This is a genomic window from Litorivivens sp. (assembly GCF_041624475.1).
Classification (GTDB): domain Bacteria; phylum Pseudomonadota; class Gammaproteobacteria; order Pseudomonadales; family Spongiibacteraceae; genus Litorivivens.
In genome coordinates, this window is the sequence record NZ_JBFJUX010000001.1 from 433,807 (window position 1) to 447,705 (window position 13,899).

Annotated in this window: 17 protein-coding genes; 10 read left to right on the forward strand and 7 right to left on the reverse strand. The window is 58.7% G+C overall.

Annotated elements, in window-relative coordinates:
- Positions 1-1,542: a 2,3-bisphosphoglycerate-independent phosphoglycerate mutase gene (gpmI, locus tag ABY734_RS01985; protein ID WP_372777284.1), complete on the reverse strand. Its 1,542-nt coding sequence runs from the start codon at positions 1,540-1,542 to the stop codon at positions 1-3.
- A 143-nt stretch (positions 1,543-1,685) separates the two neighbouring features.
- On the opposite strand from gpmI, the gene ABY734_RS01990 reads away from it, so the two are divergent.
- From ABY734_RS01990 to secB, 3 genes are read left to right on the forward strand one after another with little or no spacing between them, the layout of a single operon-like run.
- Positions 1,686-2,102, forward strand: a complete 417-nt coding sequence (locus ABY734_RS01990; RefSeq protein ID WP_372777285.1) for a rhodanese-like domain-containing protein — start codon at positions 1,686-1,688, stop codon at positions 2,100-2,102.
- 3 nt (positions 2,103-2,105) lie between these two features.
- The gene (gene grxC, locus ABY734_RS01995) at positions 2,106-2,363 is read left to right on the forward strand and encodes a glutaredoxin 3 (RefSeq protein WP_372777286.1); all 258 of its coding nucleotides are present in this window, start codon (positions 2,106-2,108) and stop codon (positions 2,361-2,363) included.
- A gap of 38 nt (positions 2,364-2,401) precedes the next feature.
- Positions 2,402-2,872, forward strand: a complete 471-nt coding sequence (gene secB, locus ABY734_RS02000; protein ID WP_372777287.1) for a protein-export chaperone SecB — start codon at positions 2,402-2,404, stop codon at positions 2,870-2,872.
- A gap of 20 nt (positions 2,873-2,892) precedes the next feature.
- Here the strand turns inward: secB and trmL are convergent, their stop codons facing one another.
- Complete coding sequence (trmL, locus tag ABY734_RS02005; protein WP_372777288.1) at positions 2,893-3,357, reverse strand: tRNA (uridine(34)/cytosine(34)/5-carboxymethylaminomethyluridine(34)-2'-O)-methyltransferase TrmL; 465 nt, start codon at positions 3,355-3,357, stop codon at positions 2,893-2,895.
- Positions 3,357-4,049, reverse strand: coding sequence for a YggS family pyridoxal phosphate-dependent enzyme (locus ABY734_RS02010; RefSeq protein WP_372777289.1), 693 nt, complete (start codon positions 4,047-4,049; stop codon positions 3,357-3,359). The genes trmL and ABY734_RS02010 overlap by 1 nt, the downstream gene beginning before the upstream one ends.
- A gap of 122 nt (positions 4,050-4,171) precedes the next feature.
- Between ABY734_RS02010 and ABY734_RS02015 the strand changes: the two genes are divergently transcribed.
- Both ABY734_RS02015 and ABY734_RS02020 read left to right on the forward strand, forming a co-directional pair.
- Positions 4,172-5,206, forward strand: a complete 1,035-nt coding sequence (locus ABY734_RS02015) for a type IV pilus twitching motility protein PilT (protein WP_372777290.1) — start codon at positions 4,172-4,174, stop codon at positions 5,204-5,206.
- 21 nt (positions 5,207-5,227) lie between these two features.
- Positions 5,228-6,382: a PilT/PilU family type 4a pilus ATPase gene (locus ABY734_RS02020; RefSeq protein WP_372777291.1), complete on the forward strand. Its 1,155-nt coding sequence runs from the start codon at positions 5,228-5,230 to the stop codon at positions 6,380-6,382.
- Between the two features lie 2 nt (positions 6,383-6,384).
- Here ABY734_RS02020 and ruvX read toward each other — a convergent pair whose 3' ends face one another.
- The 4 genes from ruvX to gshB all read right to left on the reverse strand — a co-directional run bounded on the left by ruvX (position 6,385) and on the right by gshB (position 9,264).
- Positions 6,385-6,804, reverse strand: a complete 420-nt coding sequence (ruvX, locus tag ABY734_RS02025; protein WP_372777292.1) for a Holliday junction resolvase RuvX — start codon at positions 6,802-6,804, stop codon at positions 6,385-6,387.
- Positions 6,801-7,370: a YqgE/AlgH family protein gene (locus ABY734_RS02030; protein WP_372777293.1), complete on the reverse strand. Its 570-nt coding sequence runs from the start codon at positions 7,368-7,370 to the stop codon at positions 6,801-6,803. Before ABY734_RS02030 ends, ruvX begins: the two co-directional genes overlap by 4 nt.
- A gap of 61 nt (positions 7,371-7,431) precedes the next feature.
- Entirely contained in the window at positions 7,432-8,292 is an 861-nt protein-coding gene (locus ABY734_RS02035; RefSeq protein WP_372777294.1) for an energy transducer TonB, read from the reverse strand.
- A gap of 18 nt (positions 8,293-8,310) precedes the next feature.
- Entirely contained in the window at positions 8,311-9,264 is a 954-nt protein-coding gene (gene gshB, locus ABY734_RS02040; protein ID WP_372777295.1) for a glutathione synthase, read from the reverse strand.
- 249 nt (positions 9,265-9,513) lie between these two features.
- On the opposite strand from gshB, the gene pilG reads away from it, so the two are divergent.
- From pilG to ABY734_RS02065, 5 genes are all read left to right on the forward strand, one after another.
- The gene (gene pilG / locus ABY734_RS02045; protein WP_372777296.1) at positions 9,514-9,900 is read left to right on the forward strand and encodes a twitching motility response regulator PilG; all 387 of its coding nucleotides are present in this window, start codon (positions 9,514-9,516) and stop codon (positions 9,898-9,900) included.
- Between the two features lie 30 nt (positions 9,901-9,930).
- On the forward strand, positions 9,931-10,296 hold the full coding sequence (pilH, locus tag ABY734_RS02050; protein ID WP_372777297.1) for a twitching motility response regulator PilH: 366 nt from the start codon (positions 9,931-9,933) through the stop codon (positions 10,294-10,296).
- A 16-nt stretch (positions 10,297-10,312) separates the two neighbouring features.
- Positions 10,313-10,855, forward strand: coding sequence for a chemotaxis protein CheW (locus tag ABY734_RS02055; protein ID WP_372777298.1), 543 nt, complete (start codon positions 10,313-10,315; stop codon positions 10,853-10,855).
- A gap of 64 nt (positions 10,856-10,919) precedes the next feature.
- Entirely contained in the window at positions 10,920-12,998 is a 2,079-nt protein-coding gene (locus ABY734_RS02060) for a methyl-accepting chemotaxis protein (RefSeq protein ID WP_372777299.1), read from the forward strand.
- A 44-nt stretch (positions 12,999-13,042) separates the two neighbouring features.
- Entirely contained in the window at positions 13,043-13,888 is an 846-nt protein-coding gene (locus ABY734_RS02065; protein WP_372777300.1) for a protein-glutamate O-methyltransferase CheR, read from the forward strand.
- Positions 13,889-13,899 lie beyond the last annotated feature (11 nt).

Genomic DNA, 13,899 nt, shown 5'->3' on the forward strand with positions numbered 1-13,899 from the left:
TCAGGCTTCTTCGACGAGAGAGTGGCCGGTCATTTCGGGCGGCTGTTCCAGCCCCATGAGCGCCAGCATGGTCGGTGCCACGTCCGGCAGGCGGCCGGGTTTCAGCGACAGTTGGCGCGGACCGACATAGACAAAGGGCACCAGCTCGGTGGTGTGCTGGGTGTGGGGCTGTTTGGCCTTGTAGTCCAGCATCTGCTCGCAGTTGCCGTGATCGGCGGTAATCAGGCAATCCCCGCCCACTTCCAGCACGGCTTCGGTGACCCGGCGCAGGCTTTCGTCGATCGCCTCGGCGGCCTTGATGGCAGCGTCAAACACACCGGTGTGGCCGACCATGTCGCCGTTGGCGTAGTTCACAATGATCGCGTCGTAGTTGCCGCTTTTGATGGCCTCGACCAGTTTGTCAGTCACTTCCGGTGCGCTCATCTCGGGCTTGAGGTCGTAGGTGGCCACATCCGGTGAGGGCACCAGAATGCGCTCCTCCCCTTCGTACAACTCCTCGCGACCGCCGCTGAAGAAAAAGGTGACGTGTGCATATTTCTCGGTTTCGGCGATGCGCAGCTGGGTCTTACCCTGAGACGCCAACAGCTCGCCAAAGGTGTTGTGCAGGTCGTCATTGGGGAACGCTACGCGGGTGTTCAGGTTGGAGGAATACTCGGTGGTAGCCACAAAATCGGCCAGCTTCGGCGTTGCCTTGCGGGCAAAGCCGTCGAAGTCGGCGTCGGTAAAGGCGCGGGTAATCTCCCGGGCCCGGTCGGCGCGGAAGTTCATAAACAGAATGGCGTCACCGTCGTCGATTTTTACCGCTTGTTCACCCTCGGGCACGATCAGGGTGGGTTTGACGAATTCGTCGTCTTCATCGCGCTGATAAGCGGCCTGCAGGCCTTCTAGAGCAGAGTTGGCCCGGTAGGGCGCTTCGCCGAGCGTCAGCATGTCATAGGCGGCCTGTACCCGATCCCAGCGATTGTCGCGATCCATGGCGTAGTAACGACCTACCAGGCTGGCGATGCGGCCCTTGCCGAGTTCGGCAAACTTGGCGTCCAGGCGCTGGAGCGAGGCTTCGGCGCTGCGCGGCGGGGTGTCGCGACCGTCGAGAAAGGCGTGGACGTAAACCCTGGTGGCGCCCTGTGCGACCGCCAGCTCGGCGGCGGCGAGAATATGATTTTCGTGGCTGTGCACACCGCCCGGCGACAGCAGGCCAAAAATGTGCACGGCCTTGTCGTGGCTAACTGCCTGCTCGACAGCATTGACGTAGACATCGTTGCGAAAAAAGTCGCCGTCTTCGATGGCCTTGTCGATCTTGGTGATGTTCTGGTACATGATCCGACCTGCGCCGAGGCTCATGTGGCCCACTTCGGAATTGCCCATCTGACCATCGGGGAGGCCGACATCCAGACCGGAGCCGGAAATCAGATTGCGGGGCCGCTCCGCCCAGAGTTTGTCCCAGGTGGGCGTGTTGGCGTGGTAGATCGCGTTGTCTTCAGGCGCTTCGCGGTGGCCCCAGCCATCGAGAATAACCAGTACCATGGGCTTTTTTGCAGTCATGTAAGTCCAGTTTGTCACAGTGGTTGCAAGAGGGCGCTTATTGTAGCGGCTCTTCCGGGCGGTCGCTATGTAGCCAGGTCACGCCATAGCCGCCCGGCTTGTGTATAATCGCGGCTTTGCCGAATTTGAGGGTTTTACCGGGCATGGAGACTTTTATTCTCTTTCTGGGGCAGCAGTGGATGCTGGTGGGCGCACTGCTGGTGTGCGTAATGATGCTGGTGTTTCACGATTCCAAGCGCGCCGGGGCGAGCCTGAGTCCACAGGCGGCGGTCAAGCTGATCAATCAGGAAGACGCGCTGGTGGTGGATTTGCGCGAGGCCAAGGACTTCAAGGCCGGGCATATCGTCAACGCGATCAATATTCCCTACAACAGCTTCGACAAGCGCAAGGCCGAACTGGCCAAATACAAGGACAAACCCCTGATTCTGGTCTGCCGGCTGGGGCAGCACTCCGGCGCCATCGGCAAAAAGCTGGCCGCCGACGGCTTCAGCGGTGTGCGCAGGATGAAAGGCGGCATGATGGAATGGCAGGCCCAGCAGCTGCCGTTGGTTAAGGACTGAACAATGAGCCGTGCAAAGATATACACCACCCGGTTCTGCCCCTACTGTGTCCACGCCAAGCAGGTGTTGAAGAGCAAGGGCGCAGATTTCGAAGAAATTGCGGTGGATGGCGACCGCGCCATGCGCGCCCGGCTGGTTGAAATGAGCGGTGGCAGCACCACCGTGCCCCAGATCTGGATTGGCGAAACCTATGTTGGCGGCTGCGATGAGCTGGTGGCGCTAGATAGAAGTGGTCGGCTCGACGCGATGCTGGCTGGCTGAATTAAGACGTTTAACGAGAATACATAATAGGATTTTTCATGGCTGACACTCCCCAAACTTTTGCCCTGCAGCGCATTTACCTCAAAGACAGCTCGCTGGAATCACCGGCCAGCCCGATGGTGTTCACCAAGGCCTGGAAGCCCAAGTTCAAGGTCGACCTGAATACCCGCAGCCAGCATATTGCCGAAAAAAGTCATGAGGTTGTCCTTACGGTGACCCTGACCGCCGAGCTGGACGACGAAAAAGTCCTGTTGATTGAAGTGCAGCAGGCGGGCCTGTTTGCCATCGAAGGCATTGAAGGCGACAACCTGAAGCAGGTGCTGGGCATTGCCTGCCCCAATCTGCTCTTTCCCTATGCGCGCGAAGCGGTGGATTCTCTGGCCCTGAAAGGCGGCTTCCCGGCGGTGGGTCTGCAGCCGGTCAATTTTGAAGCCCTGTTCCGCGAGGCGCAGAAACAGGCCCAGGCTCAAGCCCAAACAGCGCCCGCTGCCTCAGACGCCAAGCACTGAAAAAGCGGCGCTGGCTTCACTCAGGCGCCGCCCTCGAAATCCAGCTGTCGCCAGGCTTCATAGATAAAGATGCTGACGGCGTTGGACAGATTCAGGCTGCGGCTATCACTGCGCATGGGTAGCCGCAGAATCTGCTGCGTATCAAGCGCCGCCAGAAAGTCAGGCGGCAGGCCCCGGCTTTCCGGGCCAAACACCAGACAATCCCCCTTTTTGAATGCGGCTTCGCTGTGAAATCGCTGGCCCTTGGTTGAGCAGGCGAACACCCGCTGCGGCCTTTCGCTTTGCAGATACTCCTCCCAGTCGGTGTGGGTTTTGACTTGCGCCCACTCGTGGTAATCCAGCCCGGCTCGGCGCAGGCGTTTGTCGTCGAGCACAAAACCCAGTGGCTTAATCAGATGCAGGCGCATGCCGGTGTTGGCGCAGAGGCGGATGATATTGCCGGTGTTGGGAGGTATTTCAGGCTGATACAGCACGATGTCGAGCATCAGTCGCGGGCTCCAAAGATCTCGGTACCGATGCGGACAATGGTTGCGCCTTCGGCGATGGCGGCTGGGAAATCCCGTGACATGCCCATCGACAGGGTATCCATTTCCGGGTATTTCGCTGCCAGCTGTTCAAAACAGGTGCGTACTCTGGCAAAGACGGCGCGCTGCTCACTGAAGTCGTCGCGCGGGGCGGGAATGGCCATCAGACCGCGCAACTCAATATTGGGCAGGGCGGCGACGGCGGCAGCCAGTGCCTCCAGTTGTTCAGGCTGTGCCCCGGCCTTTTGCGGCTCGCGATCAATGTTGACCTGCAGGCAGACGTTCAGCGGGGGCCGTTCGGCCGGCCGCTGACGACTGAGTCGTTGCGCAAGCTTTAAGCGATCCACGGTGTGCACCCAGTCAAACTGTTCGGCGACGGTGCGGCTTTTGTTGGACTGGATCGGGCCGATGCAATGCCAGCAGATGGGCTCGCCAGCCAGTTCACGCTGTTTGCTGTCCGCTTCCTGGATATAGTTTTCACCGATGTCAGTAATGCCACTCGCTAAAGCGGCGCGAATGGCGGCCGCCGGGCGGGTTTTGCTGACCGCCATCAGGCGCACAGACTGTGGGCTGCGTCCGCTTTCTTGTGCGCAGGTGCGGATACGCTGTAACAGCTCTGCTATATTGCCCTTAATGGAAGCTTCGTCGATCATTGGGTTCCGTTCTGTTAAGAGGGCTGGTGAACGTGGGTGAATAACAGCCGCGCCAGCCAATCACGATTCAGGTGTATAACAATAGCAGGCTAACAAGCCTGCGCTCTGCCGTAGGGAAAGTCATGGATATTACAGAATTACTGGCCTTCAGCGCCAAGCAAAACGCGTCGGACTTGCACCTTTCCGCTGGATTGCCCCCCATGATCCGGGTAGACGGAGATGTGCGCCGCATTAACTTGCCGCCGCTGGAGCACAAGGATGTTCACGGTCTGATCTACGAGATCATGAGTGACAAGCAGCGCCGTGACTTTGAGGAGTTTCTGGAGACCGACTTCTCCTTTGAGGTGCCGGGGGTTGCGCGCTTCCGGGTAAATGCCTTCAACCAGAATCGCGGTGCCGGCGCCGTATTTAGAACCATCCCCTCCAAAGTGCTGACCATGGACGAGCTGGGGATGGGCGATGTGTTCAAGAAAATCTCAAGCTATGCGCGCGGTATTGTGCTGGTGACGGGGCCGACCGGCTCCGGTAAGTCGACCACACTGGCGGCGATGATGGACTACATCAATGACAATCGTTTTGAGCACATTCTCACCATCGAAGACCCTATCGAATTTGTGCACGAGTCTAAAAAATGCCTGATCAACCAGCGTGAGGTACACCGCGACACCCACGGCTTCAACGAGGCGCTGCGCTCGGCCTTGCGGGAAGACCCGGACATCATCCTGGTGGGCGAGATGCGAGATCTGGAAACCATTCGTCTGGCCCTGACGGCGGCTGAAACCGGGCACCTTGTCTTTGGCACCCTGCACACCACCTCGGCGGCAAAAACCATTGACCGGGTGGTGGATGTATTCCCCGCCGAGGAAAAATCCATTGTGCGCTCCATGCTGTCGGAATCCCTGCAGGCGGTTATTTCCCAGACCCTGCTCAAGAAGCAGGGTGGCGGTCGGGTGGCGGCCCACGAAATTATGCTGGGTACCGCGGCGATTCGTAACCTGATTCGCGAAGACAAGGTGGCACAGATGTACTCGTCGATTCAGACCGGCGGTGATTTGGGTATGCAGACCATGGATCAGTGCCTGGAAGGCCTGCTGCAGCGCAAGATCATCACACGCGATGCGGCGAAATCGAAAGCGCGCTTCCCCGAAAACTTCTGATCTGATCGCTGAGGAACTACCGTGGCCATCGACAAAATGCTCAAGATCATGTCTGACAAAGGTGCGTCAGACCTGTTCATCACGGCGGGCGTGCCGCCGTCAATCAAACTGCACGGCAAAATGACGCCGATTTCTACCCAGTCGCTGTCGCCGGATCAGGCTCGGGAGCTCGTGCTAGGGGTGATGAATGAGGGGCAGCGGCGGGAGTTTTCCGAGCGCCGAGAGTGCAACTTTGCCATCAGCGCACGTGGCGTTGGTCGCTTTCGGGTGAGTGCCTTTCAGCAGCGCAACTTTGCCGGCATGGTGCTGCGACGGATCGAGACCAAAATTCCCGAGGTGGATGATTTGGGGCTGCCGGAAGTCGTCAAGGATCTGGCGATGACCAAGCGCGGCCTGATTATTTTTGTCGGCGCGACCGGTACCGGTAAGTCGACGTCGCTGGCGGCGATGATCGGCCACCGAAATCGCAATTCGAAGGGGCATATAATCTCGATTGAGGATCCGATCGAATTTATTCACAAGCACGAGGGCTGTATCGTCACCCAGCGCGAAGTGGGTATTGATACCGAGTCCTTTGAGGTGGCCTTGAAAAACACCTTAAGGCAGGCGCCGGATGTAATTCTGATTGGCGAGGTGCGCACCCGGGAAACCATGGAGCATGCGCTGGCCTTTGCCGAAACCGGCCATCTTTGTCTCTGCACCCTGCACGCCAACAATGCTAACCAGGCGCTGGACCGTATTCTGCACTTTTTCCCGGCCGAGCGGCATGGCCAGCTGTGGATGGACTTATCTCTTAACCTGAAGGCGATGATCGCCCAGCAGCTGATCCCGACACCGGATGGCGAAGGTCGTCGCGCCTGTATCGAGGTTTTGCTGAATACGCCGCTGGCGTCCGACCTGATTCGCAAGGGCGAAGTCCATGAGCTGAAGAGCCTGATGGCGCGCTCTACCGAGCAGGGGATGCAGACCTTCGATCAGGCCCTGTTTGAACTCTACAAGGAAGGGCAGATTACCTACCAGGATGCACTGGCCCACGCTGACTCACCCAATGACCTGCGTCTGATGATCAAGATGGGAGGGGCCGATGCCGAGGATCTCGATGAGATGTCGAACAAGCTGACCATGGTGGACGATGACGACGGCCCCGCTGGTCACGGCGGCATGCGTCGCCGCTAGATTCAGCCCTGACTGCGCAGCCAGGATTCCAGAATCAGTTGCGCGCTGAGGCTGTCGACGCCCTCGCGCTTGAACTGTTTGCTGTGGCGCTGTTCCAGAATTTCTCCCTTGGCTTCAAAGGAGCTCAGGCGCTCATCCCAGTGAACAACCGGCAGGCCAAAGCGGCCGTGAATGCGGTTGGCGAACTTGCGGGCGCGGGCGCTGAGCTCCGATTCGCTGTCATCCATGTTTAATGGCAGGCCGACCACCACGGTCGCCGGCTTCCATTCTTCCAGCAGCTTGCCCAGTTCGTCCCAGTCGGGAATGCCGTCGCGGGCCCGCAGTGCCGGCAGCGGCGTAGCGGTGCCGGTCAGGGTCTGGCCCGCGGCGCAGCCAATCCAGCGCGTGCCAAAATCAAAGGCGATTACCGTTTGAGTCTTCACGCGTGTCCGCTGTAGGGCGCCAGTTGGCCGAGATCGATACCCAGCTTCATCAGGGCTGCGTCCAGCTTTTTATGGTGGGGCGTGTCAAACAACAGGCCGGGGTCGGCGGGCACGGTGAGCCAGACATTCTCTTCCAGTTCGTCCTCCAGCTGGCCGGGGGCCCAGCCGGCATAACCCAGTGCAATCAGTACGCGGCTGGGGCCGCTGCCACCGGCAATGTCGGTGAGGATGTCGGCGGAGGTGGTCAGCAGAATATCGCTGCTGAGCTCGATGGAGTCCTGCCAGCGTCGCTGCGGGTCGTTGCCGTGCAGCACGAAGCCGCGCTCGGTGTGCAGTGGGCCGCCGGCCAATACCGGCTCTTTGCGCGGGTGGCTGCTGTTGGCCAGTGACAGTTGCGCCAGAATTTCGTCGACCCTTACGTCCATGGGGTGGTTGATTACCAGTCCCATGGCACCGTCGCAATCATGCTCACATATGTAGGTCACACTGCCGGCAAAAAAGCCGCCTACCAACTGCGGGGTGGCCAGCAGCAGGTGATTTTTGAGACTGTCGAGGTTTGGGCTCATAGTTGTGATTATGAGCCTGTGCTCGCGGAACACAAGGCTCATATTCTCACACACGCACCGATCAGCTCTCCGAGGTCAGTGTGCTCTGCTCAAAGCGCCAGGTGCGGATGATTTCCAGTACATCCACTTCCCTTCTCAGGTCGGCCGGGAAAGGAGCGAAGGGGGAGGCGAGGCGGACAATGCGCAGGGCAGCGCTGTCCAGCAGCGGGTGGCCGGATTTCTGCAGAATTTCAATTTCCTTCACGCTGCCGTCGGGGTAGAGGGAGACCATCAGGCGCAGCGAACCTTCGAGCCCGAGCCGTTTGGCCTGCTCGGGGTAGTTGTTGTTGCCGATGGTTTCCACCTCGGTGCGCCAGTTGTGCAGGTACTCGGCCTCAATTGCGCGCTTGGTCGAGGAGGAGGTCAGAGTGCGCACCCGGGGGCGTTTAGCGTAAGCCTGGCGCTGCAGGTCGAGTTTCGCCTGCAGGCTGGCGATCTCGCGGCTCAGCCGGGTGCTTTCGGCGGGGCCGTCGATAATTTCCGGTACCTGCTCCTTCTCTTTGTCGGCCTGGGCTGTCTGCTGCTCGGCCTGGGCGCTGGTGCTGAGCAGTTTCTGGTTGTCAGCTGCCAGTTTGCGCTTGGCCAGGGTTAGGGTTTCCGGCGAAGAGTGCAGGGTGTCGCGCATGGGCCGCTGCTTGTCGGTGGTGAGCAGGGCCTTCTCTTCCAGTGTGCCGCTGCCCTGCTGATCCTGCTGGGCGAGAAAGTCGGCGTCGGGGTTGGGCTCGGACTTGTGTTTGGCGAGGGTGATCTCCAGGCGCGGGGCCGAGCGCTGGCGCAGTTCCTCGGTGAAACCGACGCCGAGTATGACGGACGCATGCAGGGCGGCCGCCAGGCAGAAGAAAAACCCGAGCTTGTCAGTTGGGGTGGGGGCAGTTTCTGCCACGGCACTCATCTTATTGCTTTAATCTCGCTGCAGTCTTGCTTCAATGACATCCATCAGCCGGTCGGCTATGCCGGTATTATATGCCCGGTCGATTTCGCGGATACAAGTGGGGCTGGTCACATTAATTTCGGTGAGGTAGTCGCCGATGATATCGAGTCCCACAAAGATCAGCCCTTTCTCGCGCAGGGTGGGGGCGACCTGAGTAGCGATCCAGCGGTCTCGCTCGCTCAGGGGCTGGGCCCGCCCGGTGCCGCCGGCGGCCAGGTTGCCGCGGGTTTCGCCACTGGCTGGAATGCGCGCCAGACAGTAGTCGACGGGTTCGCCGTCGATCAGCAGTATCCGCTTGTCGCCGTCGCGAATTTCGGGGAGATAGCGCTGAGCCATGATCGTTTCCTGACCGTGGTGGGTCAGGGTTTCGATAATGACGCCCAGATTGGGGTCATTGGGTCCAATCCTGAAGATTGAGGCGCCGCCCATGCCGTCCAGCGGCTTGAAAATAACGTCACCGTGCTCGGCGTGAAAAGCGCGCAGGCGTTTGGCGTTGCGGGTAACCACCTGTGGCGGGATGCATTGGGGAAACTGGGCGGCAAACAGTTTTTCGTTGCAGTCGCGCAGGCTCTGGGGGCGGTTGACTACCAACGCGCCCTGTTTTTCCGCAATCTCCAGTATGTGGGTGGCGTAGAGGAATTCGTTGTCGAAGGGCGGGTCCTTGCGCATGAGAATGACGTCGAGTGAGCCCAGCAGGCAGTCTTCCGTCTCGCCCAGTTCGTAGTAATGATCAGGGTTTTCAAAGACTTGCAATTGCTTCGCCGATCCGTAGGCTTTGCCGTCGGCGACGTAGAGGGCGTCGGGGGTAAGGTAGTGCAATTGCCAGCCGCGGGCGCTGGCGGCCCAGAGCATGGCCAGGGTGGAATCTTTCTTGTAGTGGATGCGGTCGATGGGGTCCATCACCACGCCAAGTTTAATCGTCATTGTCTCAATCGCCTGCCGTCAGCAAGGGGTGTCGGGTCGGTGGGCTAACTTACGGCCTCCATGGCTGGCTGGCAAGTCATATTGCCGGGTGGCGGCTGACACAGGCCTGTAGCATACAAGCGATAAACTGTTGGCTGCCCTCAAGTTATGGATTAAAGCTGAAATCCGTGTTAAACAGGAAAGCTGGCTGGAACAATAATAAGGCTCGTCGCCCAATGCGGGCGCGGGGCCCTGTGTCAAGGTGACTCAATGGAAGCAAATTTCGAAAACCTGAAAGTTATGGTAATCGACGACAGTAAAACCATTCGTCGTACCGCGGAAACCTTGCTCAGCAAGGTCGGTTGTGCGGTAATTACTGCCACAGATGGATTTGATGCTTTGGCAAAGATTGCCGATTCAAAACCAGACATCATATTTGTTGATATCATGATGCCCCGGCTGGACGGTTACCAGACCTGTGCGCTGATCAAAAACAATACTGAGTTCAAGAAAACGCCGGTGATTATGCTGTCCAGTAAGGATGGTCTTTTCGACAAGGCGAAGGGGCGCATTGTCGGTTCTGATCAGTATCTGACCAAGCCTTTCAGCAAGAACGAATTGCTGGAAGCGATACAGTCCCACGTGGCTGCGGCATAAGAATAATAATTCTGTCTATGGAGAAGTAAAATGGCTCGAGTGTTGATTGTCGATGACTCGCCGACGGAGACCTACAAAATTTCCCAGATGCTCAGCAAGCACGGTTACGAAGTGCTGACGGCTGAATCGGGGGAGCAGGGCATTGAGCTGGCCCGCTCTGAAAAACCCGATGTTGTGCTGATGGATATTGTCATGCCCGGCATGAATGGTTTTCAGGCTACCCGTCAGCTGAGCAACGATGCTGCCACCAGCGCCATACCGGTGATTATTGTCACCACCAAGGATCAGGAAACCGATCGTTTGTGGGGTAAGCGCCAAGGCGCCAAAGGCTATCTGACCAAGCCGGTGGATGACAGCACACTGGTCAAGACTATCAAGTCGGTAATGACCGCCTGAGCGCTTGGATTTCAACATGCAGTTGCCTGAAGAACCCTTTGCCCAGCTAGTTGCCCTGGCCAACCACAGTGTTGCGGTAGCCCCTGGCCTGCCCCAGCAGTACGACATTGTACCGGAGTGGACGGGCATTTCCTTTGAGCTGGGCGGTGTCCGCCTGGTCGCCCCGATGGGGCAGGTCACCGAAATTCTCACTTTGCCACCTTATACCCGGCTGCCCTCCGTTCAGGACTGGGTACGCGGCGTTGCCAATGTTCGCGGCCGACTGCTGCCACTGATGGATATGGAGGCCTTTCTGGGTGGCGCGCTGGATCGCACCCGCAAGTCCCATCGCGTACTGGTGCTGGAAATGGGGGAGTTCTACAGCGGCCTGATCGTCAGCAGTGTTCGCGGTATGGAAACCTTTCCGGTTGATCAATACAGCCCCGATATGCCTGAGGGTATACCGGACGTGCTCAAACCCTACATCGACGGTGCCTACGCTCAGGAAGAGGGTTTGCGAGCGGTATTCAGTCCTGAAAAACTGATTCAGGACGACAGATTTTATAACGTGGCGGCCTGAGGGCCGTTGTTGGGGAAACATAAAAGCAACAAAGCTAGAGTCTATACGGCCTGGAGTCCGGATAATGAAATTAAGTAAAGACAGTGGCGTGTCGCGCTTGCGCGGGAATCGCTCCATCAGTCTGTTTATTGTGCTGATGCTGATCGGCTTTATCGGGGCGGGTGTCAATGCGTACTTCGTTCTGCGCGATGCCAGTTTTGATCAACGTTACCTGGAGCTGGCGGGTGATCTGCGATTGTATACCCAGCAGATTGAGACCAGCTCGCGGGAGGCCGCGGCCGGTGACGCAGAAGCTTTTGAGGCTTTGGCCGAAGCCCACGATCGTTTTGAGGCGGCACAGACGGTGCTTGAGCGTGGCAGTAACGACCTGCCTTCTCCGCGCGAACTGCTCAGTGGCGAGCTGGCGGCGGTGGACAGCGTCTGGGAGCGGGTCAGTGAGGCGGTCCAGACCATTGTTACCAACAAAGAGCGGATTATCTTTCTGCACGAAGTTGCCCTGACTCTGAACGAGTCGATTCCTGTACTCCAGCAGGAATACAACAACGTCGTGGAGATTCTGCTCGACCGCAATGCACCCGCTGACCAGGTGGCAGTAGCCCAGCGCCAGTCCTGGCTGGCAGAGCGGATTGCGCGGAACGTCGACCGCATGCTTGAAGGTGGTCAGGATGCACCGATCGCCGCCGACCAGTTTAATATCGATGCGAGTACCTTTGGTACAGTTCTGCGCGGCATGATTGAAGGCAACCCCGCGATGCAGGTCAGCCGGGTGCGCGACCCCGAAGCCCAGCAGAGTCTGCAGGAAATCAGCCAGCTATTTGAGTTTGTTGCCAGCTCGGTTGACGATATTTTCCAGGCTTCCCCCAGCTTGCTGGAAGCGACCACTGCGGCGGAGTCCATCATCGTGGATGCGCCGAAAGTGCAGGAAGCGACCAACCAGTTGTCCACGGCTATCGACAACCTCGAGGACAAGCGGCTGTGGTCGACGACCACCATTCTCGGCTTTGTGATTCTGATCCCCATCTCGCTGGCCCTGCTGGGTATCCAGTCGTTCCGCAACACCCAGGAGCGCCTGCAGGAAACAGCTCAGACCAACGAGCGAAACCAGAACGCGATCCTGCGTCTGCTCGATGAACTGGCCGACCTTGCGGACGGTGACCTGACGACCACGGCGACGGTATCGGAAGATTTTACCGGCGCCATCGCCGACTCTATCAACTACACCATCGACCAGCTGCGGGTGCTGGTTTCGCAGATTAACGACACGGCGCTGCGGGTATCCACCGCCGCCCAGAACTCTCAGCAGACAGCCCTGACCCTGGCCGAGGCCTCCGAGAACCAAGCGCAGGAAATTGCCGGTGCATCGGCGGCGGTGAACGAGATGGCGGTGACCATCGACCAGGTATCTTCAAACGCGGTTGAATCGGCGGCGGTTGCGAAGCGCTCGGTATCGATCGCGAATACCGGCGCGGAGATGGTACAGAACACCATCAAGGGCATGGACAATATCCGCGAGCAGATTCAGGAAACCTCGAAGCGGATCAAGCGACTGGGTGAATCGTCCCAGGAGATCGGGGATATCGTATCGTTGATTAACGACATCGCCGACCAGACCAACATCCTCGCACTGAATGCCGCGATCCAGGCCTCTATGGCTGGTGATGCGGGTCGAGGCTTCGCGGTTGTTGCGGACGAGGTACAGCGCCTTGCGGAACGTTCCTCTGGTGCAACCAAGCAGATTGAAGCACTGGTTAAAACCATCCAGTCGGATACCAACGAAGCGGTTATCTCGATGGAGCAGACCACCACGGAAGTGGTGCGCGGTGCTCGCCTGGCCCAGGACGCCGGTGCGGCGCTGGAAGAGATCGAGAAGGTATCCCAGGAACTGGCGGAATTGATCCAGAACATCTCGAACGCGGCGCGGCAGCAGGCGGCATCCGCCGGCCATATTTCCAACACGATGCATGTTATCCAGGAAATTACCTCGCAGACGTCGGCGGGCACCACAGAAACCGCGCGCTCGATTGGTAACCTCTCCGAGATGACCGACGAATTGCGCCGCTCGGTGGCGGGTTTCAAGCTGCCACAGCAGGAGTCTGCGCTATCTACTGAAGAAGAACAGGACGGTATTGCTGAGGAAGCCTGACACCAGATGCTGTCCGGGTGAGCGTAATGTGGTCGCAGAACAACATGGCTGAGGTGAGGCAGGAACAACTGGGGCGATGGCAGGCCGTGCTTGAGGCGCAGACTGGCATCAACCTCAAGCAACACCAGCATATTCTGACGAAAGGGCTCAAACCCTGGCTGCAGGACATGAGCGAGGCGGAGGCCGAGGACGCGCTTAAGCAGCTGGAAGAAAATCCCTGGCACGGCCTGGGAGGGTGGCTGATTGACCATCTTGCGGTTAAGGAAACACGGTTTTACCGCACGCCGTCAGCCTATCGGATTCTCGCCCGCTACCTGCAAAAGCGCTTGGATCTTGCCGCCAAAAATGGCGACAAACTGGTTCTGGATATGTGGAGTGCGGGCTGCTCCACGGGCGAAGAGGCCTATACCATGGCCATGATCGCAAGCAACCTGATAGAGACGGCGAGCCAGCAGGCCTATTTTGGTGTTATCGGCAGCGATGTCAGCAACGCCGCCGTGAAAGTTGCCCGGCAGGGAACCTACCATGTTCGGCGGGTGCAGGAACTGCCGGAAACACTGCGCGAGCGCTACATGCAGGTGGGGCAGGGGCTGAATTATCAGGTGGTGCCGAAACTGGCTTCCAGGGTGTGCTTTATCCAGTCCAACTTGCTGGACCCGAAAAGCACTCCGCGCTCTGCGATGGACGTCATTTTCTGTCAGAACGTAATGGTGTATTTCCGGTCCTGGCGTCAGCGTCAGGTGCTTGACAGTCTGGTTAGCCGGCTGAAGCCGGGAGGGATTCTGTTGATCGGGCCCAGTGAAGGGGCGGGTTGGAGTCATCCCGATCTGGTCCGCAGGGGGGGCGACAATGTGCAACTGTTTGAGCGCCGCCGCGACGGCAAAACATAAGATGAGAATAC

Bases quoted from the DNA above. Each gene is read 5' to 3' on its own strand.
- gpmI (WP_372777284.1), bottom strand. From the start codon at position 1,542: ATGACTGCAAAAAAGCCCATGGTACTGGTTATTCTCGATGGCTGGGGC.
- ABY734_RS01990 (WP_372777285.1), top strand. From the start codon at position 1,686: ATGGAGACTTTTATTCTCTTTCTGGGGCAGCAGTGGATGCTGGTGGGC.
- grxC (WP_372777286.1), top strand. From the start codon at position 2,106: ATGAGCCGTGCAAAGATATACACCACCCGGTTCTGCCCCTACTGTGTC.
- secB (WP_372777287.1), top strand. From the start codon at position 2,402: ATGGCTGACACTCCCCAAACTTTTGCCCTGCAGCGCATTTACCTCAAA.
- trmL (WP_372777288.1), bottom strand. From the start codon at position 3,357: ATGCTCGACATCGTGCTGTATCAGCCTGAAATACCTCCCAACACCGGC.
- ABY734_RS02010 (WP_372777289.1), bottom strand. From the start codon at position 4,049: ATGATCGACGAAGCTTCCATTAAGGGCAATATAGCAGAGCTGTTACAG.
- ABY734_RS02015 (WP_372777290.1), top strand. From the start codon at position 4,172: ATGGATATTACAGAATTACTGGCCTTCAGCGCCAAGCAAAACGCGTCG.
- ABY734_RS02030 (WP_372777293.1), bottom strand. From the start codon at position 7,370: ATGAGCCCAAACCTCGACAGTCTCAAAAATCACCTGCTGCTGGCCACC.
- gshB (WP_372777295.1), bottom strand. From the start codon at position 9,264: ATGACGATTAAACTTGGCGTGGTGATGGACCCCATCGACCGCATCCAC.
- pilG (WP_372777296.1), top strand. From the start codon at position 9,514: ATGGAAGCAAATTTCGAAAACCTGAAAGTTATGGTAATCGACGACAGT.
- pilH (WP_372777297.1), top strand. From the start codon at position 9,931: ATGGCTCGAGTGTTGATTGTCGATGACTCGCCGACGGAGACCTACAAA.
- ABY734_RS02055 (WP_372777298.1), top strand. From the start codon at position 10,313: ATGCAGTTGCCTGAAGAACCCTTTGCCCAGCTAGTTGCCCTGGCCAAC.
- ABY734_RS02060 (WP_372777299.1), top strand. From the start codon at position 10,920: ATGAAATTAAGTAAAGACAGTGGCGTGTCGCGCTTGCGCGGGAATCGC.
- ABY734_RS02065 (WP_372777300.1), top strand. From the start codon at position 13,043: ATGGCTGAGGTGAGGCAGGAACAACTGGGGCGATGGCAGGCCGTGCTT.